The 18,325-nt window shown below is 45.1% G+C and carries 21 protein-coding genes and 2 riboswitches; of the genes, 11 read left to right on the top strand and 10 right to left on the bottom strand.

What is annotated here, in order from left to right:
* Window positions 1-10: 10 nt before the first annotated feature.
* The 3 genes from efp to BLQ44_RS01000 form a co-directional block, all read right to left on the bottom strand.
* Window positions 11-568 (bottom strand): elongation factor P, encoded by a 558-nt coding sequence (efp, locus tag BLQ44_RS01010; protein WP_093190956.1) that lies wholly within the window; start codon window positions 566-568, stop codon window positions 11-13.
* Between the two features lie 16 nt (window positions 569-584).
* On the bottom strand, window positions 585-1,646 hold the full coding sequence (locus tag BLQ44_RS01005; RefSeq protein ID WP_093190953.1) for a M24 family metallopeptidase: 1,062 nt from the start codon (window positions 1,644-1,646) through the stop codon (window positions 585-587).
* A 72-nt stretch (window positions 1,647-1,718) separates the two neighbouring features.
* The gene (locus tag BLQ44_RS01000) at window positions 1,719-2,177 is read right to left on the bottom strand and encodes a YqhR family membrane protein (RefSeq protein WP_093190950.1); all 459 of its coding nucleotides are present in this window, start codon (window positions 2,175-2,177) and stop codon (window positions 1,719-1,721) included.
* A 140-nt stretch (window positions 2,178-2,317) separates the two neighbouring features.
* Between BLQ44_RS01000 and BLQ44_RS00995 the strand changes: the two genes are divergently transcribed.
* On the top strand, window positions 2,318-2,701 hold the full coding sequence (locus BLQ44_RS00995) for an SA1362 family protein (RefSeq protein WP_093190948.1): 384 nt from the start codon (window positions 2,318-2,320) through the stop codon (window positions 2,699-2,701).
* Window positions 2,702-2,709: 8 nt separating this feature from the next.
* Here the strand turns inward: BLQ44_RS00995 and BLQ44_RS00990 are convergent, their stop codons facing one another.
* From BLQ44_RS00990 to BLQ44_RS00980, 3 genes are all read right to left on the bottom strand, one after another.
* A complete protein-coding gene (locus BLQ44_RS00990) occupies window positions 2,710-3,603 on the bottom strand; it encodes a patatin-like phospholipase family protein (RefSeq protein ID WP_093190946.1) in 894 nt (297 codons plus the stop codon).
* Between the two features lie 110 nt (window positions 3,604-3,713).
* Window positions 3,714-4,139: a transcriptional regulator MntR gene (gene mntR / locus BLQ44_RS00985; RefSeq protein WP_093190944.1), complete on the bottom strand. Its 426-nt coding sequence runs from the start codon at window positions 4,137-4,139 to the stop codon at window positions 3,714-3,716.
* Between the two features lie 154 nt (window positions 4,140-4,293).
* Window positions 4,294-6,858 carry a vitamin B12-dependent ribonucleotide reductase gene (locus BLQ44_RS00980; protein WP_093190941.1) on the bottom strand — a complete coding sequence of 855 codons (2,565 nt, stop codon included), beginning with the start codon at window positions 6,856-6,858 and terminating at the stop codon, window positions 4,294-4,296.
* Between the two features lie 327 nt (window positions 6,859-7,185).
* On the opposite strand from BLQ44_RS00980, the gene BLQ44_RS00975 reads away from it, so the two are divergent.
* Window positions 7,186-7,566, top strand: coding sequence for a rhodanese-like domain-containing protein (locus BLQ44_RS00975; RefSeq protein ID WP_093190939.1), 381 nt, complete (start codon window positions 7,186-7,188; stop codon window positions 7,564-7,566).
* Window positions 7,567-7,616: 50 nt separating this feature from the next.
* On the opposite strand, the gene gcvPB is transcribed toward BLQ44_RS00975, so the two are convergent.
* The 3 genes from gcvPB to gcvT are packed head-to-tail and all read right to left on the bottom strand — an operon-like array spanning window position 7,617 to window position 11,542.
* The gene (gene gcvPB / locus BLQ44_RS00970) at window positions 7,617-9,080 is read right to left on the bottom strand and encodes an aminomethyl-transferring glycine dehydrogenase subunit GcvPB (RefSeq protein WP_093190937.1); all 1,464 of its coding nucleotides are present in this window, start codon (window positions 9,078-9,080) and stop codon (window positions 7,617-7,619) included.
* On the bottom strand, window positions 9,077-10,426 hold the full coding sequence (gene gcvPA, locus BLQ44_RS00965) for an aminomethyl-transferring glycine dehydrogenase subunit GcvPA (RefSeq protein WP_093190935.1): 1,350 nt from the start codon (window positions 10,424-10,426) through the stop codon (window positions 9,077-9,079). Before gcvPA ends, gcvPB begins: the two co-directional genes overlap by 4 nt.
* Window positions 10,427-10,438: 12 nt before the next feature.
* Window positions 10,439-11,542, bottom strand: a complete 1,104-nt coding sequence (gcvT, locus tag BLQ44_RS00960) for a glycine cleavage system aminomethyltransferase GcvT (RefSeq protein ID WP_093190932.1) — start codon at window positions 11,540-11,542, stop codon at window positions 10,439-10,441.
* An 89-nt stretch (window positions 11,543-11,631) separates the two neighbouring features.
* Window positions 11,632-11,711, bottom strand: a riboswitch (glycine riboswitch).
* Between the two features lie 3 nt (window positions 11,712-11,714).
* Window positions 11,715-11,811, bottom strand: a riboswitch (glycine riboswitch).
* 123 nt (window positions 11,812-11,934) lie between these two features.
* Between gcvT and BLQ44_RS00955 the strand changes: the two genes are divergently transcribed.
* Both BLQ44_RS00955 and BLQ44_RS00950 read left to right on the top strand, forming a co-directional pair.
* Complete coding sequence (locus tag BLQ44_RS00955; RefSeq protein WP_093190929.1) at window positions 11,935-13,416, top strand: DEAD/DEAH box helicase; 1,482 nt, start codon at window positions 11,935-11,937, stop codon at window positions 13,414-13,416.
* A gap of 2 nt (window positions 13,417-13,418) precedes the next feature.
* Window positions 13,419-14,207, top strand: coding sequence for a YqhG family protein (locus tag BLQ44_RS00950; RefSeq protein ID WP_093190927.1), 789 nt, complete (start codon window positions 13,419-13,421; stop codon window positions 14,205-14,207).
* Between the two features lie 49 nt (window positions 14,208-14,256).
* Here BLQ44_RS00950 and BLQ44_RS16430 read toward each other — a convergent pair whose 3' ends face one another.
* Window positions 14,257-14,409: a hypothetical protein gene (locus BLQ44_RS16430; protein WP_176757382.1), complete on the bottom strand. Its 153-nt coding sequence runs from the start codon at window positions 14,407-14,409 to the stop codon at window positions 14,257-14,259.
* A gap of 135 nt (window positions 14,410-14,544) precedes the next feature.
* On the opposite strand from BLQ44_RS16430, the gene comGA reads away from it, so the two are divergent.
* The 7 genes from comGA (at window position 14,545) to BLQ44_RS00920 (ending at window position 18,304) form a co-directional block, all read left to right on the top strand.
* The gene (comGA, locus tag BLQ44_RS00945) at window positions 14,545-15,516 is read left to right on the top strand and encodes a competence type IV pilus ATPase ComGA (protein ID WP_093190924.1); all 972 of its coding nucleotides are present in this window, start codon (window positions 14,545-14,547) and stop codon (window positions 15,514-15,516) included.
* Window positions 15,497-16,525 carry a type II secretion system F family protein gene (locus BLQ44_RS00940; protein WP_093190923.1) on the top strand — a complete coding sequence of 343 codons (1,029 nt, stop codon included), beginning with the start codon at window positions 15,497-15,499 and terminating at the stop codon, window positions 16,523-16,525. The genes comGA and BLQ44_RS00940 overlap by 20 nt, the downstream gene beginning before the upstream one ends.
* Before the next feature lie 23 nt (window positions 16,526-16,548).
* Window positions 16,549-16,860, top strand: coding sequence for a competence type IV pilus major pilin ComGC (comGC, locus tag BLQ44_RS00935; protein WP_093190920.1), 312 nt, complete (start codon window positions 16,549-16,551; stop codon window positions 16,858-16,860).
* Between the two features lie 112 nt (window positions 16,861-16,972).
* Window positions 16,973-17,284, top strand: coding sequence for a hypothetical protein (locus tag BLQ44_RS00930; RefSeq protein ID WP_093190918.1), 312 nt, complete (start codon window positions 16,973-16,975; stop codon window positions 17,282-17,284).
* The gene (gene comGE, locus BLQ44_RS16850; protein WP_407690359.1) at window positions 17,259-17,555 is read left to right on the top strand and encodes a competence type IV pilus minor pilin ComGE; all 297 of its coding nucleotides are present in this window, start codon (window positions 17,259-17,261) and stop codon (window positions 17,553-17,555) included. Before BLQ44_RS00930 ends, comGE begins: the two co-directional genes overlap by 26 nt.
* Window positions 17,488-17,958 carry a competence type IV pilus minor pilin ComGF gene (gene comGF / locus BLQ44_RS00925; protein ID WP_093190915.1) on the top strand — a complete coding sequence of 157 codons (471 nt, stop codon included), beginning with the start codon at window positions 17,488-17,490 and terminating at the stop codon, window positions 17,956-17,958. The genes comGE and comGF overlap by 68 nt, the downstream gene beginning before the upstream one ends.
* Entirely contained in the window at window positions 17,930-18,304 is a 375-nt protein-coding gene (locus tag BLQ44_RS00920; RefSeq protein WP_093190912.1) for a hypothetical protein, read from the top strand. The genes comGF and BLQ44_RS00920 overlap by 29 nt, the downstream gene beginning before the upstream one ends.
* The last annotated feature ends 21 nt before the right edge of the window (window positions 18,305-18,325 follow it).

The following is an 18,325-nucleotide window of genomic DNA, read 5'->3' as shown; positions in this document are numbered from 1 at the left end:
GAGGGTTCTATTACGCACGTGACACATATTTGCCTTCATCTGTGCTGATAAGGAGCACATCTCCGGTGTTAACAAAAAATGGTACTTGCACAATCAAGCCTGTTTCAAGCGTTGCAGGCTTCGTACCGCCACTGGCCGTGTCTCCTTTGACTCCAGGCTCAGTTTCAGTAACTTCAAGTTCTACGTTTTTCGGAAGATCGATTCCGATCGTCTCTTCTTCATAAGACTGAATGGAAACTTCCATGTTCTCTTTCAGATAGTTCAGTTTATCTCCGATATGCTCTTCACTTATCGCAACCTGATCATACGTCTGTGTATCCATGAAGGTATGCATGTCACCGGAAGCGTACAAATATTGCATCTTTCTATTTTCAATATGAGCGCGGTTCACTTTCTCTCCGCCTCTGAACGTCTTCTCCTGGATATTTCCGTTTCTAAGGTTACGGAGCTTCGTACGTACGAACGCCGCTCCTTTTCCAGGCTTCACGTGCTGGAAATCCATGACGCTCCAGATACCACCATCCACCTCGATAGTAAGCCCTGTTTTCAAATCATTCACTGAAATCATTCGTATTCCTCCAAACTTATAATATGATTAATTCCTTAGGAGAATCATTCAACGGTTCATTACCGCTTTCTGTGATCACTGTATCATCCTCGATTCTGCAACCACCTATTCCCTGAACGTAGATTCCCGGCTCGACAGTTACGACCATACCCGGCTTCAATTCTACATCAGATCGATGAGATAAACCAGGTCCTTCATGAACGTCGAGGCCGATGCCGTGTCCCGTTGAGTGGCCGAAATACTGGCCATAGCCTTTCGCATTGATCACATCTCTCGTCAGCGCATCGGCTTCTTTCCCTGTAAGCCCTGCTCTCAATCCGTTCATTCCTGCTTTCTGCGCTTCCAATACAGTAGAGTAGATCTCTTTTTGCTTTTCAGAAATTTCTCCGACAGCGATCGTTCTTGTTATATCAGAACAGTATCCTTTATAGAGTGCACCGAAATCAAGGGTGACGAGTTCCCCGGATTCAATTTTTTTCTCTGATGCCACTCCGTGTGGAAGAGCGGAACGATAGCCTGAGGCAACGATGATATCGAAACTCGAAGAAGTAGCCCCTTTTTTCCTCATGAAAAATTCCAGCTCGTTGGATACATCGATTTCCCGTACGCCCGGTTTGATGAAAGATAAGATATGATCAAAAGCTTCATCTGCAATCTTAGCAGCATCACGCAAAATGGAGATTTCCTCGTCGGTCTTCACCAACCGCAACTCCTCTACCATACCGGACACAGGTATCATTTCCCCATCTATCGCTGCCTGGAACGTTTCATATACACCGTATGTCATATGATCTTTCTCGAAACCGATCCTTTTCACTTCGTCCTTTTTTAATTGAGTGGCGATTTCTTTTGACATAGGGCCTTTGTGCTCGACGATTTCAAAATCTTCGACCTGGTCTTCCGCCTGCTCAATATATCGAAAATCAGTTACGAGCTTTGCACTTGTCGCGGTGATAAGGACAGCACCGGACGTGCCTGTAAACCCTGTTATGTACCTTCTATTCTTATCGCTTACTACAAGCAGTGCATCAATGTTTTTGTTTTTCATAGATTCCCTGATTCTTTCCACATGGAGCATCTATGGAGTCCCTCCTTCATAATTTTCTTTCTCCGCTTCTGTTTCAGTGTACCACATGCTGCCATCTATTCACTACTCTCGCCGTTTTTGCTCCTCTTCCGCCCAATTGAAAGAAATGGAATAACCGAGAAACACCCCGTACAGCAAAAACAGACAGAACAAACTCACCAGGGAATCACTATCCCAGCTGAAATCCGGTACGATATAAACACCCAACAATATAACGACGCCGAAACAAAGCACACCGACCCCGACTCCTGGAAGCAACCCCTGATATTTTTTCAGCAGAACGTAATAGAGAAAAGCCAGAAAAAGAGAGATGGTTATAATAATCAATACGTTCGTAACCTTCAAAAACAATACATCATCCACATCTCCGAAGATGAAAGGTCTGTTCAGGAGATCGGTCATAGATAATTTCGTAAAGCTGAAATAGGAAGACCCCATCCACGAAAACGCCAAAAACAATCCAGCCACTGCACCGATGGCCGTAACTTTTCCAAGCATCCCGTTTTCTTTTCTTTCGTTCATGTATACACCTCCTATACTCAGTCTCGGCGTATGCTCCGTATTTCATGCCAAATTTTTTTAAAAAAATTTCAGGAATCATGATAAAAATAACCCCAAAAGTGGTATAAATATAGTATAAGAGCTATGAAAGGAGGACTCTCATGCCACGTCGATGGTTTACATGGCTTATATACGCGCTGATCGGCTTAGCCGCTTTCTATGTCGTTTCCCAACTGTTCACAAACACGGCAGGATTCCTTACTTCTATTATTGTAATGATCGGAGTTGCAGCAGCCATTTACGGTCTGATCTACTTTGTGTTCATCCGAAAACGTGTCAGCGGAGGGAACACGAACGAAATGAAAAAATACAAACAGGCAGTTAAGCAATCCAAACAAAAATACGGAACTTCTACTCCGGACACCACTAAAATGACGAAGACAGCAAAAAAACCTGCCAAAAAAAGAAAAGCCGCCCCTTCCCATTTACGAGTAATCAACGGCACAAAAGGAAAAGACAAAGACAACAATCGAGCTACTTTTTAAAAGCTCCATCATTGTCGCCATCCTTCCAGAAATTCTTTTGCTTTTTCTTTTCCCAGCTTGACTAACTCCTCCTTCTCGGCTGTTGAAATTTGAAAATCCGTCGTTTCGAATTCATTCACAGGCAAAAACATAATATTTTTCGATTTAGAATGGGAAATATACCTCGCATCATGGGCTTTCTTCATGGTACGAAACAGTGCCTGAAACATCTCGATCCCATTTTCTATTCGTTGAGGCGGAAGCTGATTCGGAGGATCTGCCAGTTGAAGGCCGAGTACCGGCCTTTTTTTGTTGCCGTAGGGTTTCTCCCAGATCCAAAGCGGGAAATTGCTCAGAACCCCACCATCTACAATCAATGATTTCCCCTGCTTTCCTTCAAGTCTTACGGGAGTAAAGAAGAACGGAATCCCTGCACTCATACGTACCGCTTTAGCTACAGAAAAGGTTTTCGCTTCAATGCCGTAGATCCGCTCTAAATCGTCCGGCAACACCACCATCCTCCCCAGGGAGATATCTGAACATACAATTTTCAGTCTCCCGGGTGCCAAGTCACCAAAAGTGTATATCCCCTTTCTAGCTAACAGTTTCTCCATTTGTTCTTCAATCTCTTCGCCTTTATATAGCCCTAATTGAAAATATAGTCGCATCCATCTCGTGAAAGGCAGGAGTGGTTTCCGCTTATGTTTACTGGTGGTGATGGTTTCGAGTGTCAAGTTGGTCATGAGTTTCTCCATGTCTCCCGCTTTATAATCGGCTGCGAGAAGGCTTGCAAAAATAGCTCCGGCAGAAGTCCCGGCCGTCCGTTGAAATGAATATCCCTGTTGTTCCAATGTCTCTAAAGCTCCTGCAAAAGCAATCGCCTTCACTCCTCCACCTGAGAAAACACCGTCAATTTTTTTCACGCCCCTCCCCCCTTCTTTTAAATTTATGACGCCAATTCCACTTCTATTAAACTAAACGAGGAGGACTGGCCGACTTTACTTAGCTGAAAACATAAAAAAGAAGATGCGGATTACGCATCTTCTTCACTACGTTTATGAACCTGTAACAAAGTTTCTCGGCGGGAAGGCTCTTCTTCAAAGTATTGGACCAGGTCGCCAATACGGTCAATCGAGTCCCAGCTGAGGTGGTGCTCGATCCCTTCCACTTCTTCGTATATTTTATCCTTCTCCACCCCGATAATTTCCAGAAAATTCTCTAACAATTCATGTCGGAAAACCAGCCGTTTCCCGATCTTCTTACCTTTGGAAGTCAACATTAGTCCCCGGTACTTCTCATAAGTCAGATATTCATCTTTATCAAGCTTCTGTACCATTTTGGTTACAGAGGAGGGATGGACACTGAGGTTTTCTGCTATATCGGAAACCCTGGCATATCCTTTGTTTTCAATCAATAAATAAATTTGTTCGATATAATCTTCCATACTCGGTGTGGGCATAATTTACCTCCGTTATCAATCAGGTCATTCACTAAAAATCATACACTAGTTTCTTCATGTAAACAACTGAGGTCCTGTATCAGACTACAATTGACACCGTATATCACTTCACTGAAAAAGCATCCGCTATTTGAGCGGATGCTCCTTCTGAATCTTATAGGCCACACTTCAACTGCGCATTACAGTTCGTACAAGTATTGCAACCACCGATGTCTTCAATCGTCCCCTGTCTGCATACAGGACACGTATCTCCCACTTCCGAACCGATGGAAACGTTCGTCGACTGTAGTTCTTGTACCGTATCCATCAATACCACTTGTCTTTCTTCTTCATCGAACCCGAAGGATTCCTGTTCCCCGTCAAATTCACTCTGCTCGGCTTTTAAAGTAAGCACTTGTGAATCCCGACTTCCATCGACATATACCGTACCGCCCTTGGCGCCACCACGGTATAGTCTTTCATAAACAGACTGCACCTGCTCAACGGAATACCCTTTCGGCGCATTGACGGTCTTCGAGATTGAACTATCCACCCATCGTTGAATCACACATTGTGTATCAGCGTGAGCTTCAGGGCTCATCGACATAGCCGTAACGAACCAATGAGGGAGTTCGTCCTCATCAGCACCAGGGGTTCGTTCCACATATTCCTGTACGATATCCGCTTTCACTTCGATGAACTTACCGAGGCGTCCGCTGCGATAATAGGAAAAGGAGAAGTAAGGCTCCAGACCGGTACTGACTCCCGCCATAGTTCCGGTCGACCCCGTCGGAGCTACCGTCAGTAGATGAGAGTTCCTGATCCCATACGATTTGACCGCTTCTCTTACATGCTCAGGCATATCTTTCATATACCCGCTGTTGATGAAGCGTTCGCGGTTTTCATCCGTTTCTGCATCTGTTGTTCCGTTAAGGAAAGGAAAGCTCCCTTTTTCTTTTGCGAGCTCTACAGATGTTTCATAAGCCGTAACCGCAATCGTTTCAAAGATGCGATCCACCAGTTCATTGCCCTCGTCTGAACCATATTCCGTTTCACAATAGATGAGCAGGTCGTGAAGACCCATCACCCCTAATCCAACGCGTCGTTCACCGAGCGCCTGTTTCTTATTCTCATCTAGGAAGTAAGGCGTCGAATCAATCACGTTATCCTGCATACGTACACCCGTTCTGACTGTCTGCTTCAGTTTCTCATAATCGACTTCGCTTGCCTCTTTATCAGCCATTTCCGCTAAATTGACAGCTGCAAGATTGCAGACACTCCATGGAGCAAGAGGCTGTTCTCCGCATGGATTGGTTGCGACCACTTTTTGACCGTATGCTGTAGCATTCGTCTTCTCATTCGCATTATCAATGAAGAATATGCCCGGCTCCGCCGAATACGTGGCACATATGTTAATGAGATTCCAAAGCTCCTGGGCAGGCATGGATCTGTACGTACGTACTCCCATTCCTTCTTTCTCCCATTCACGGACATCTCCTACCGCTTGCCAATGTTCATTATAGTAGTCCATTTCTTCCTCGGTATAAGACTCCACATCAGGGAACTTGAGCCCGTACATTTCGTTCTTCTCGACAGCTTCCATGAATTCATCCGTGATACACACAGAAATGTTAGCTCCACTTAAGAAATCCGAATGATGGACAGCATACGTTCCACCATCGCGAAGTTTTTCTTCAGCTTCTCTGATCGATTGATTGGTGAAACCGCCCTGACCTTCCACCGCTTTGAAATTGACGACACTCTGATAAAGATCTCTCTCCTTTTCTGTGAGAGGAGTGAATTTCAATTTATCCTGAGCAAGTTGTTGAATCTGTTCATCATTTGTATTCTCAATCAGATACCTGAGAATTCGTGGATTCTGCATTTTGGATATAATGAACTCTACGATATCCGGGTGCCAATCGGATAACATGATCATCTGAGCGCCCCTGCGGGAACCTCCCTGTTCGACAAGATGCGTCAGTTTCGCTATATCATCGAGCCAGGATACGGAACCGGAGGATTTCCCGTTCACTCCGCGTGCCAGCGTATTACGTGGCCTAAGGGTCGAACCGTTCGTTCCTACTCCTCCGCCTCTCGACATGATTTCCATCACTTGTTTCCGGTGATCGGAAATCCCTTCCCTGGAATCCTGAATGAAAGGCATGACGTAACAATTGAAGTAAGTAACTTCTTTCTCGGATCCTGCACCGTAAAGAACTCTCCCGGCCGGTACAAAGTTCATATTGGCCAACTCTTCATAAAAGGACTGAAAGCTTTCCTCACGCTTTTCTTCCGTCGTCTCCACCATGGAAAGACCGGTCGCATTTCTTTTTGCGATCTGCTCATAATAAACCTCAAGAGGTTTATCTATCGTATCGAGACCTCTTCTTACAATACCGTCCTGTTCATGCTCTTCAAGCACATGAGCGAATTCGTCCTCGACTTTGACGGTCGCTTCCCGCTTGTCCCAGTCGATACCGGTAATGAAGCCATAGCCTCTTGCAGGAAATTTAGGATCCGCTTTTACGGTTAATACGACGAAGTCCCCTTCTTTCAACGTAATACGCTCGGTATCCTTGAACGCATAACGATCAAGCATCACAAGCCTGGATACTCCTTCATGCGTAATCTTCATATCTTCTGTAATTTCATGAACCTGAGGAAACAATCCGATATCCTCATTCAACTGACTTACGTTTATCTTTGTCTGCACTGTTATAGAGGAACTTGTGGTCATACTACCCTCTCCTTTACGAAATCTTTCTGCCTAATTAGTAACATACCACACACACAAAAACTTAATCAATATATTGTGTTTTTATTTAAAAAAAGCACAATATATTGTGTTGTTGAACGAATAAGTGGAAATTTGTCAACTACGTAATCGTTTATTTTTTTTCTTTTGAGAGAGGTATCCGAAGATATTGCCGAAATCAGTCATTTTTTTAAAAGAATTTGTGCCTTGCATAACAAATGCTGGCATGCCCGGAAAGAAATCTTTGAAATTGCCGAGGGAACTCCTTATAATAGACGAGGAACAATTTTTATCGAGGGGGTTCGACTTATGAGTTGGTGGATACTTTTGGCTATTATCGTAGCTTTTATTGCCTTTTCCATTTACCGATATATCAAATCGAAAAAGATCCTGACGACATTGACTGAAGATGAGTTCAAGCAGGGATATCGTAAAGCACAACTGATCGATGTCCGTGAACCGAAAGAATTTGACGGTGGTCACATTCTGGGAGCACGCAATATTCCGTTATCCCAGATGCGCAACCGTACTGCCGAAATAAGAAAGGACAAGCCCGTCTATCTCTATTGTCAAAGCGGTGCAAGATCGACGAGAGCAGCTATGTTGTTGAACAAGAAAGGGTATGAAGATTTGAATCACCTTCAGGGCGGCTTCAAGAAATGGTCAGGGAAAATTAAAGCAAAAAAATAACCTAAGAAAACGCATGGAATCAACATTTGGATTCCATGCGTTTTTTCATTTCATTCTTCAGGCTGATATTTCAACACGGGTTTTCTTGCAGCTGTCGTTTCGTCCAATCTTCCCACGACTGTCGTGAAGGGAGCTTCCTGTACTTTTTCAGGATCGTGCTCTGCTTCTTCTGCAATCCGTTCCATCGTGTCTATGAAATCATCCAACGTTTCTTTCGCCTCTGTCTCTGTAGGCTCTATCATCATAGCTTCTTCTACGTTGATCGGAAAATAGATCGTAGGAGGATGGTAACCGAAATCGAGGAGACGTTTCGCCATATCAAGCGTACGTACCCCCAATTTCTTCTGGATACTCCCCGATAGGACGAATTCGTGCTTACAGTGCTGGCTGTAAGGAAGTTCAAAGGATTTCTCCAGTCTTCTCATCATATAATTGGCGTTCAGGACCGCATATTCACTGACACGCTTCAGTCCTTCGGCGCCCATCGTACGTATATACGTGTACGCACGAAGATTGATGCCGAAATTTCCATAGTAAGGTTTCACACGACCTATCGATTGAGGCCGTTCGTACTCGAACCCGTATCCATCTTCTTGTTTTACGAGTAAAGGCTTCGGAAGATAAGGTTCCAGCTCTTCCGTCACTCCTACAGGCCCTGATCCAGGGCCCCCTCCCCCGTGAGGACCGGTAAACGTTTTGTGAAGGTTGAGGTGGACGACATCAAAGCCCATGTCTCCCGGCCTTGTGTATCCCAGAATCGCATTCAGGTTCGCGCCGTCGTAATAAAGTTTCCCGCCGGCATCGTGAACAATCGTAGCCATCTCGACAATATCTTCCTCGAAAAGCCCCAGGGTATTCGGGTTCGTGAGCATCAACGCTGCTGTATGTTCATCCACGAGGCGTTTCAAATCTTCGATATCCACCAGCCCACGCTCATCCGTTTTTACCGTAACAGCTTCAAATCCCGCCACCGTAGCTGAAGCAGGATTCGTCCCATGTGCCGAATCCGGTACAATCACTTTGGTCCTCCCTGTGTCTCCGCGTTCCTCATGATACGCCCTGATCATCATCAGTCCTGTCCACTCTCCCTGAGCCCCGGCAGCCGGCTGAAGAGTGACGGTATGCATTCCGGTGATCTCGGATAAGGATTCCTGCAGGTCATACATCCAGTGTAACGCCCCCTGGACGGTACTTTCCTCCTGAAAGGGGTGAATATGACTGAAGCCCGGGAGCCGTGCTACGTCTTCATTTATTTTCGGATTATATTTCATCGTGCAGGACCCCAGAGGATAGAAGCCTGTGTCCACTCCATGGTTCCTCGAGGAGAGGCCAGTATAATGCCTTATAAGCTGAAGTTCACTCACTTCCGGCAAGTCAGCTTTTTCCTTCCTTTTATAGTCCTCATCGAATAAACCATCCACATCCATCTCTTCTACATCATTTTGAGGCAAACTGAAACCCGTCCGTCCGCTCCTGCTGCGTTCGAATATCAAAGGATACGCTCCGTTATTCATGAAATCCCTCCCACTATCTTCGCAAAGTTCTCGATTTCCTGTCTGGATCTCACTTCCGTCACCGCAACAAGCATGCAATCTTCATATTTCTCATTCACACGCCTCATATCGAATCCACCGATGATCCCTTCTTCATGAAGCCGTTCGTTCACTACCTTCACAGACTGAGGTAACTGCACCACAAGCTCGTTGAAAAATGGACCATCGAACATAACCGTCAACCCCTCCGATTCCAGGCGGTTCTTCATGTACATCGCTTTTTGGATGTTCATCTTCGCCATCTGGTACAATCCTTCTTTGCCGAGGGAGGTCATGGCCACACTCGATGCCAACGCGTTCAAAGCCTGGTTGGAGCATATATTCGATGTCGCTTTTTCTCTTCTTATATGCTGTTCACGAGCCTGTAAAGTCAGGACGAATCCACGCTCTCCGTTTTCATCTACCGTTTCTCCTACGAGACGTCCCGGCACTTTCCTCATCAGTTTTTTCGTAACGGCGAAATACCCACAATGAGGACCTCCGAATTGGGCCGGTATGCCGAATACCTGAGTATCCCCCACGACAATATCAGCTCCGAATGCCCCGGGAGGCGTAAGGTATCCAAGCGCGAGCGGATTGGCCGATACGACGAACATCGCTTTCTTCGCTTTTTCCTCTATTTTGCTTTTCACCTCTCCGAGCGGTTCGACCTGACCGTAAAAGTTCGGATATTGAACAGCCACGGCAGCCACATCATCGCTGAGATGCTCGTCAAGCTCATCGATCGACACGGTCCCATTATTCTCCCCGATCATCACCAGCTCAAGGTTATGAGCTTTGGCGTACGTGCCAATCACTTCCTTGGAATCAGGATGTATACTTTCCGATAAAAGGATCTTTTTCTTTTTCGTCTGGGAAGCCGCCAGAGTGATCGCTTCCGCAAGAGCCGTTCCCCCGTCATACATGGAGGAGTTGGCCAGATCCATGGCTGTCAATTCAGCGATCATCGTCTGAAATTCAAAAATGGCCTGCAGCTCTCCCTGAGAAATCTCTGGCTGATAAGGCGTATACGCTGTATAAAATTCAGATCTGGAAATGACGTGATCGACTACAGAAGGTATATGGTGGTCGTACACCCCTGCTCCAAGAAAAGAAACATACTGACGTATGTCACTGTTTTTTGAAGATAATCGTCTCATTTCTTCCGTCAAAGAATATTCATTTTCCGGAGGCTTCAATTTCATTTCCCGGTCAAGCTTCACTTCTGGCGGAATATCTGAAAACAACTCATCTGTGGACTCCACGCCAATCGTTTTAAGCATGTCCGTTTTATCTTCTTCTGTCATCGGCAAATACCTGAATTCCATCCCATTCTCCTCCTATCGTTTAAAAAATGGCTTAGGCACGACTTTCGCCTCCAGCCGCTTTTTCCTCACCTGTACATATACATGCTGACCTTCGTCCGTATAAGCCTGATCCAGAAGCGCCAAACCGAGGTTCTTTTGCAGACTCGGGGATTGCGTACCACTGGTAACGAAACCTATTTCCCTGTCCTTGTCGTCATAGACCGTGTAACCATGACGGGGGATTCCTTTCTCTATCATTTCAATTCCTACAAGCTTCCTATCTACACCATTTTCCTTCTGACGCTGAAGCACTTCTTTCCCCATAAAGTCCGTTTCCTTTTTCACTTTAACGGCGAATCCTAGACCTGCTTCGATCGGAGATATGGATGCTGATAGTTCCTGGGAATATAAAGGCAATGCAGCTTCGAACCGCAGCGTGTCTCTCGCACCGAGCCCGACTGGCTCTAAGCCATCTTCTTTTCCGGATTCCAGGCAGGCCCTCCATAAATCAACCGCAGCATCCGCCGGCAAGTATATTTCAAACCCGTCTTCTCCGGTATATCCTGTTCTCGAAACGATGGCCTTTCCTTCAACGCCCTCAAATGTGACTTCCTGGTGGAAACGGAAGAAGCGGATATCTTCCAGCTTCTCTCCAGTTATCGATTGCAGGATTTTTTCCGCCCGTGGTCCCTGGATGGCAAGTTGGGCGTAGTGCTCCGAGTAATCGACTACTTCTGCCCCTTCCTCGTTATGATCGACGAGCCATTGCAGATCTTTCTCTTTATTCGCAGCATTGACGACGAGCAGATATTCATTCTCTTTAAGATGGTAAACGATCAGATCGTCCACCGTCCCTCCATCCTCCTGACACATGATCGTGTACTGCGCTTTCCCGGGAGTGAGTTTCTCCACATCGTTGGTCAGCATCTTGTTGAGGAAGGAAACGCTCGAAGTACCACGCACAATGATCTCTCCCATATGCGACACATCGAACAACCCGGCTTTCTCCCTTACTGCCCTGTGCTCTTCCTTGATCCCACTGAATTGGACCGGCATGTCCCATCCGCCAAAATTGATGAGCTTTGCTCCCATTCTTACAAATTCACTGTGTAAGGGTGATCTGTTTCCTTTAGTCATGTTCTGCTCCTCCTTAATAAAGAAATTCAAGCAGCCCCGCTTTTTCATTCATTTCATAAAAAAAGAGACTTTTCCCTTTTAAGAAAAGCCTCTGTCCTTGAACCAGAAAGTTTAACGCTTGCAGGCGCTTGCTTCGTAGGTGGCCTGCCCTCGCAGACACTCTCCAGAGTTGCGTCCTATGGAAGTCTTTGTTGCCTGAGAGATTCGCTTGGTCCGCTTGCTCCTTCGGCGCTGTATTCCATGAATACAGGCTCTCCCTCCATAGTCATCCGCCACATGTATGTATTTTTGAAAAAAGTCCAAACTAAAAACAATATCATTATACCACACGAAGGGCTTACATTTCATTTAATTTTAAATTTTCTCACTACTATGATACCGGGGGGTTCACTATGAAAGTCATCACTGACATATTATCCGAGGAGGAAAACCTGAGCGACTGGAACACTTTCAACCTCGCCTGCACTGCTATTGAGAATAAGTATTCCCATCTTCATAAGGAAGAGTTGCAGTGCATGAAGCACCTTCCGACATTCACACCTATGGAACATCAACTTTCCACTGCAAAAAAGGTGATACATACGATGGGAGGCAGGGCGATCCTTGCTGACGAAGTCGGTTTGGGAAAAACCATGGAAGCAGGTCTTATCCTTAAGGAATATCTGCTAAGGAATATGGTGAAGAAAGTATTGATTCTCGCGCCTGCCTCCCTCGTAAATCAATGGGCGTCAGAACTTTCCGGCACGTTTTATATCCAAACCTTCACCCCTTCAAGGAAAAGCGCGGATTGGGAGAACTGGGACATCACCATTTCTTCCCTTGATTACGCCAAGCAGGAGAAACATGCTTCGGTCATCAAAGATATCGACTACGACTTACTGATCATCGATGAAGCTCATCGCCTGAAAAATGAACAGACGAAGAATTTCCGGTTCGTTTCATCGATTTCTAAAACGTATTGTCTGTTGCTGACAGCCACTCCCCTGCAGAATTCCATCACGGACGTCTACAACCTTACTTCGATTTTAAGACCAGGTTATCTCGGGAATCTCCAGGAGTTCAAAAAGAAGTACAAAACGTCCAAAGATACGTCCCACATCAATCAGTTGTTAAAGCAGGTGATGGTCCGTCACAACAGGAGAGAAATCCAATTCTCTCCCTCAGAAAGAAACATCCGACAGGAACCCATCCTGCTTCATGAAAAAGAGAAACATGTCTACAGTCAAATTGATGGCTTACTCAAAGACCAGCCCGCGTTTACGAATATCATGCTGAAAAGGGAGTTCTGCTCCTCCCTGCCGGCTTTCATCTATTCATTACAGGGAGTGCTGCCGAAACTGAAACCGGAAGAAAGAGACAAGGCGGTTTCCCTGATCCAGACACTCACCCGAGAACTCCATCACTCGAAGGCTATATTTACGAAGAATCTGCTGAAAAACAGTGAAGAGAAGTACGTTCTTTTCACAGAATTCAAGGCGACTCAACTCTATTTACAATGGTTCTTCCAAAAGTACGGGATAAGCTCGGTTCCTTTTAATGGGAAATTCAAAAAAAGCAAGCGGGAATGGATGACAAGGTTGTTCGAGCAGAAAGCCCAAGTGCTGATTGCCACCGATGCAGCTGCCGAGGGGATCAACCTGCAATTTTGCAGTCGGATGATTCATTATGACTTGCCCTGGAACCCGATGAAGCTTGAACAGCGCATCGGGAGAATCCATCGATATGGACAGGAACATGACGTGGAAATCCTTTATCCGATACTCGAGGAAACGATCGAAGAAGTCATGTTCCATCGTTTGCTCCAGAAAACGAAAACATTCCATCACACCATTGGCAAGATGGAAAAGCTTCTTGTGAATCAGGAGGAGGACTAATTATGGAAAGCATTCAGTTCGTCAAACAATTTTACCAACTATTCGGAGCCAGGTGGGAAGAAACCGCAGACGAAGAATGGGAGGTAACCTTAACCAAGGAACTCGATAAAGCGCTCATGAATCGACCGTTCTATTGGCATTACATCGAGAAGATGAATGCAGAAGGAGTCCCTTCCAAACTGACTTATACCACAACAGATCAAAAGGGGAAACTTTTCATCCACGCCGGTTCCCCTCACCTTCATAAGCTCTATACGTACACGACGAACAAAGGGAGGAAAACTACCGTCTACGAGAAGACGACCGATAACCGAAGGAAAGAAGGACTTCATCCATGGTTACTCTGTCATTTCTCCATCACTTACAAAGGGATAACAAGGACCGTGCAATGCCTGAATATAGGGATCCACTTACTGACCGGGGCTTTCAGGTGGAATTTTTTGAGTCACATCAGGAACTATGAATGGGAATCGGAACCATCCTACTATACGTACCCCATCCGGCCTATCATCCCGGAAAAGAATGCCGTAAAGCGTTTGACCAGCTATATGGAAGACCATATCGGGAAACAGAAGCACGAATGGGCAGAGCGAGCTCTCGAAAAACGGGAAACAGAGAAACGGATCATCGAAGAGTTCCATAAAAAAGAGGGAATGGATATGAATTGGTACACTCAGCAACACGAAGAACTGCAAAGACGGCTGGAACCGGCCGTTTATTTGCAAGAAGAGAATAGGGGGATTTTCTATATGACAGAAACGACACACAACAATCTTATGGATCGAAAGTGAATGGCGACAAGTCACTGAAGCACACCCGTTCGGCGTCCCCCCACACGGGCTATTTACGAAAGAAATATCGGCTGATGACCCAAAGATCTCCGAACCAGAATCTGAAAGAACGGAGACGTCTCTTCTTCTGTCGTTTTTCCGGTTGCTCCAGATACTTTAAAGAATTCTCTGTCAGATACCGGATATAATCCATTGTCTTCATCCCTCACCCCTCCTTTCTCTTACCTTTATTTTGTTCATCAGGTATATTTTTTAAACAAAATCTCTGAAAGAGAAGGAGTTTCCAGAATTATGTCGAATACTTATATACACAACCAATACGGAGGTGATTTATGTAGTGAACGTCAAAACATTAAGCGAAGAGATCCTCAGGGACGCAATAGAAAAAGAAGCATCAGATATCCATTTCATCCCCCATTCGAGTGCCACCCATATATTTATGCGTGTAGCAGGAATAAGAACATTCTATCGTTCTATCACCCCATTCGTTTACCAGAAACTTCTCGCATATTTCAAGTTTTCATCGGAGATGGATATAGGTGAGATGAAGTTCCCTCAAAACGGCAGGATTTCTCACCGTTTCCATGATGATCAAGTCGATCTCAGACTTTCCACCCTCCCCCTTTCCGAGTCAGAAAGTCTCGCCATACGTTTATTATCCAGTCACAGGAAGTTACCCATCCACCGATTATTTTTATTCCGGGACCAACTCAATAAAGTGCTTCAGTGGTGTGATTATTCTTCTGGGCTTGTCCTATTCACAGGACCTACCGGATGCGGCAAATCGACCACCCTATACGCGATTATGGATACCATCCTCGAGCAACGGGGACTGCAAGCTATCACCCTGGAAGATCCAGTCGAGAAATATGTGCCGGGTATCATCCAGGTGCAGATAAACGAAAAGAATGGGTTCACCTACGATGAAGGTTTAAAGGCTGCTTTGAGGCATGATCCCGACATAATTATGGTGGGCGAACTTCGTGATGAAAAAACTGCCCAGTTCGCAGTAAGAGCAGCCCTCAGTGGACATCTCGTTTTCAGCACCCTGCACGCCAAAGATGCACAAGGCACCATCCGACGACTCCTGGAAATGAACATCCCGGAATCGGACCTTCAACAAACCCTGAGAGCGATTGCCAGCCAGCGACTCATCAACTCCCCCCTGATAAAAAGGCGAGCGGCGATCATGGAAATTCTGGAAGAAGATTCTCTTGCTTCCACCTTCGACGGTCACCTCTTCTCTTCTACTCAAACATTCCCCCACATCAAAAAGAAAGCAATCGCTTATGGATATCTTCAACCGTAAACAACTCCCTCTTCCTGTACAGATTCATTTTTTCAAACGAATGTCCCCCCTTCTCGAAAAAGGATACCCTGTTCATCGTGCCCTGGACATCACGGGGTGGGACGAAGATCTGAAGCCTCTGACTTCCGAACTCCTTTACCATTTCAAAAAAGGGGATTCATTGGAAGAAGCTTTCAGAAAGGCCCGTTTTTCCCCCATGGTCATATCCTTCCTGTATTTCGGCAAAGTGAGAAAAGACTTCCCTTCTTTATTCCGGCAATGTTATCAACTGTTAGTCATTTCCCATGACTCAAAAAAGAAATTGTGGCAAACGTTGCGCTATCCTCTGATTCTGCTTTTGTTTCTATTCATCACTTTCTACTTTATGAAAAAATCCGTCATCCCCAGTTTTGAAAGTCTTTATGCCCACGAAGAAGATAAACCATGGTCTCTCTTCATTTTCCAGGGACTGGATTATACCATCACTCTAGTGACGGGCCTGGGCTTTCTTTTTCTTACAGCTTTCCTGATCTACAAGATCTATGCAGCTTCCCTGCCCATGAAACGAAAGCTCGAAATCTATAAAAGGATCCCTTATGTTCAAATGGTCAAATCCTACATCGTCAGTTATCAGTTCGCCATCCACGCAAGTTCCATGCTGAAAGCCGGCTTTTCACTCAACCAGGTGCTTGATATCCTCATTGATCAACAAAAACAAAAAGAACTATCTTTCAGTGCAAAAACGATGCTTCTCTCTTTGTCGGAAGGTAACACCCTTGCCATGGCAGCCAATGCATCCACCCTGATGAGAAAAGAGATCATATCCGTTTTTCATGAAGCGAATGATAACCAGGCGCTGGCCGATGAACTATCTTTGCTCGCCTTCCACTTCCTGGACCAGCTAAAGACAAAAACGGAGAAAACGATCGAACTGATCCACCCGATCGTATTATCAGTTGCAGCACTGATCATCATTTCGATTTATCTATCCATCATGCTGCCGTTATATAACTGGATCCAAGTCTATTAAAAACTATGATGAGGTGATTACTCTTGAAAAATGATTCCGGTTTCACCCTTGTTGAGATGCTCGTTGTCCTCTTGATCATTACCGTACTACTGATTATCGCTCTCCCGAATATTACCGAGAATAATAACACCATCCGCACGAAAGGTTGCGAAGCCTTCACGTTGACAGCAGAAGCACAAGTCGAGTCTTATTTTATGGAGAACGAAACTTTCCCAGAGTCCCTGGAAGCTCTCAAAGATGCAGGGTATCTGAAACAGGATACATGTCCGAATGGTAAAGCACTTGGATATGATAATACCACTGGCGAAATTTCGGAAATCGTTGCAGTCCCATAGAGGGTTTACGCTTGTAGAAGTGCTCATTGTTCTTTGCTTTATCACCGTCTCCTTAGTGATAGTTCTTCCGGGTCAACACTCGGCTTTCAGTAGTCTTAAAGAGAAAAGGGTGATGAAAACATTCGCTGACGATATCCATTTCGTCCAGCAGTTAAGCGTGAACCGCGGGGAGGTCCACACTTTATACATCAATGCAACAGACAACTCATACCAGGCATACAAAGACTGGGGCTCTCCCATGATTGTCACTGGTTCGTTTCCTCCTGACTGGGAAATCACCTTTTTGTCCCTGAAACAACATGTACTTTTCTATAATAACGGGACGTTCAGTAACCCTGGAACTATGCTGATTGAAACAAAAAATAACGAATATAGGATATTATTTCCATTTGGAAGGAATGGAGTGGTCATTGATCGACAATAAAGGATTCATCTTAATGGAGGCCATCGGGAGCATGGCTCTCCTGAGTATTTTTTGTACGCTCCTACTTCCTGTTTTCATGAATATAACAAGCTCGATTGAAGAGCTTAAAGAAGAAAGAGAGGTGATGGTTCTTTTGCATGAATACGTATTATTGGAAAAGACTGATGGACAACTATCGTACACTTTTCCGGTGACCGTTCACCATGAACAGAACCGGTATTGTGCGGAATGGACCCATAGAAGAACACACAAGTATTGTCTTCATGTTTAAGAACAGAGATGGATTCACTTTAGCGGAAATATTGCTATCTATAACCGTTATGTTGATTGCACTCACCATTCTGATTCCTCTGGTACACCATTTATCTACGGACGCTTGGGAAAACGACTGGCCTATTCATCAATTCACACAGACCATCCAGAGAGAATTGAATACCTCTTCTTCTATTACGGCTACAGGGAGTATCCTTACTTTCAGGAATAGAGAAGGAGAAACCGTCAAGCTGGAGCCTTACAAAAACATGGTAAGAAGAAGAGTCAACGATAAAGGCCATGAGATCCTCCTCTACCAGGTGAAAGACATCTCTTTCTCCCTGGACAGGGGGTTCTTAAGGATGAACTCTACCCTCGAAGGAGGACAAAGCTTTGAAAAGATCTTTTTCATCCCTCTATAATCAGGACGGGTTCTACTATCCTTGGGTGCTGGCTTTTTGTTCCCTCTTTTTGATGCTATTCAGTGCCGCACTTCACGTTCATCAACAACATATGGAACTGAACCAATCCCTCAAAACAAGTTATCAGCTGCAACAATACTACCAGTCCGCTCATACTTCATGGAGCCCGGTGATCAAATCCAGAGAGAACTTTCCACTTACGATCCGTCGATCATTTGAAGAAGGGACCAGCGCTGTAACATGTCAGAAAGTGATGAGTACAGCCGTGTGTGATTATACTGTGGAATACAAAGGGTTATCCAAAAGTCATCGTCTGACTTATGAATTGAGTGTACAGGAACCTTAACTTTTATTTACAACCGCTTTA

The sequence above is a fragment of the Salimicrobium halophilum genome (assembly GCF_900100295.1).
Taxonomy (GTDB): Bacteria; Bacillota; Bacilli; order Bacillales; family Halobacillaceae; genus Salimicrobium; species Salimicrobium halophilum.
The sequence above is the reverse complement of the archived record's forward strand: the minus strand, read 5'-3'. Positions and strand labels throughout refer to the sequence as shown.

Excerpts from the sequence above, each read along its gene's own strand:
- BLQ44_RS00975 (WP_093190939.1), top strand. The coding sequence starts at position 7,186 with ATGAGTTGGTGGATACTTTTGGCTATTATCGTAGCTTTTATTGCCTTT.
- comGE (WP_407690359.1), top strand. The coding sequence starts at position 17,259 with ATGGAGTGGTCATTGATCGACAATAAAGGATTCATCTTAATGGAGGCC.
- BLQ44_RS01000 (WP_093190950.1), bottom strand. The coding sequence starts at position 2,177 with ATGAACGAAAGAAAAGAAAACGGGATGCTTGGAAAAGTTACGGCCATC.
- gcvT (WP_093190932.1), bottom strand. The coding sequence starts at position 11,542 with ATGACTAAAGGAAACAGATCACCCTTACACAGTGAATTTGTAAGAATG.
- mntR (WP_093190944.1), bottom strand. The coding sequence starts at position 4,139 with ATGCCCACACCGAGTATGGAAGATTATATCGAACAAATTTATTTATTG.
- BLQ44_RS00950 (WP_093190927.1), top strand. The coding sequence starts at position 13,419 with ATGGAAAGCATTCAGTTCGTCAAACAATTTTACCAACTATTCGGAGCC.
- comGF (WP_093190915.1), top strand. The coding sequence starts at position 17,488 with ATGAACAGAACCGGTATTGTGCGGAATGGACCCATAGAAGAACACACA.
- BLQ44_RS00980 (WP_093190941.1), bottom strand. The coding sequence starts at position 6,858 with ATGACCACAAGTTCCTCTATAACAGTGCAGACAAAGATAAACGTAAGT.
- BLQ44_RS16430 (WP_176757382.1), bottom strand. The coding sequence starts at position 14,409 with ATGAAGACAATGGATTATATCCGGTATCTGACAGAGAATTCTTTAAAG.
- efp (WP_093190956.1), bottom strand. The coding sequence starts at position 568 with ATGATTTCAGTGAATGATTTGAAAACAGGGCTTACTATCGAGGTGGAT.
- BLQ44_RS00955 (WP_093190929.1), top strand. The coding sequence starts at position 11,935 with ATGAAAGTCATCACTGACATATTATCCGAGGAGGAAAACCTGAGCGAC.
- gcvPB (WP_093190937.1), bottom strand. The coding sequence starts at position 9,080 with ATGAATAACGGAGCGTATCCTTTGATATTCGAACGCAGCAGGAGCGGA.
- BLQ44_RS00995 (WP_093190948.1), top strand. The coding sequence starts at position 2,318 with ATGCCACGTCGATGGTTTACATGGCTTATATACGCGCTGATCGGCTTA.
- gcvPA (WP_093190935.1), bottom strand. The coding sequence starts at position 10,426 with ATGGAATTCAGGTATTTGCCGATGACAGAAGAAGATAAAACGGACATG.
- BLQ44_RS01005 (WP_093190953.1), bottom strand. The coding sequence starts at position 1,646 with ATGCTCCATGTGGAAAGAATCAGGGAATCTATGAAAAACAAAAACATT.
- BLQ44_RS00940 (WP_093190923.1), top strand. The coding sequence starts at position 15,497 with ATGGATATCTTCAACCGTAAACAACTCCCTCTTCCTGTACAGATTCAT.
- BLQ44_RS00930 (WP_093190918.1), top strand. The coding sequence starts at position 16,973 with ATGAAAACATTCGCTGACGATATCCATTTCGTCCAGCAGTTAAGCGTG.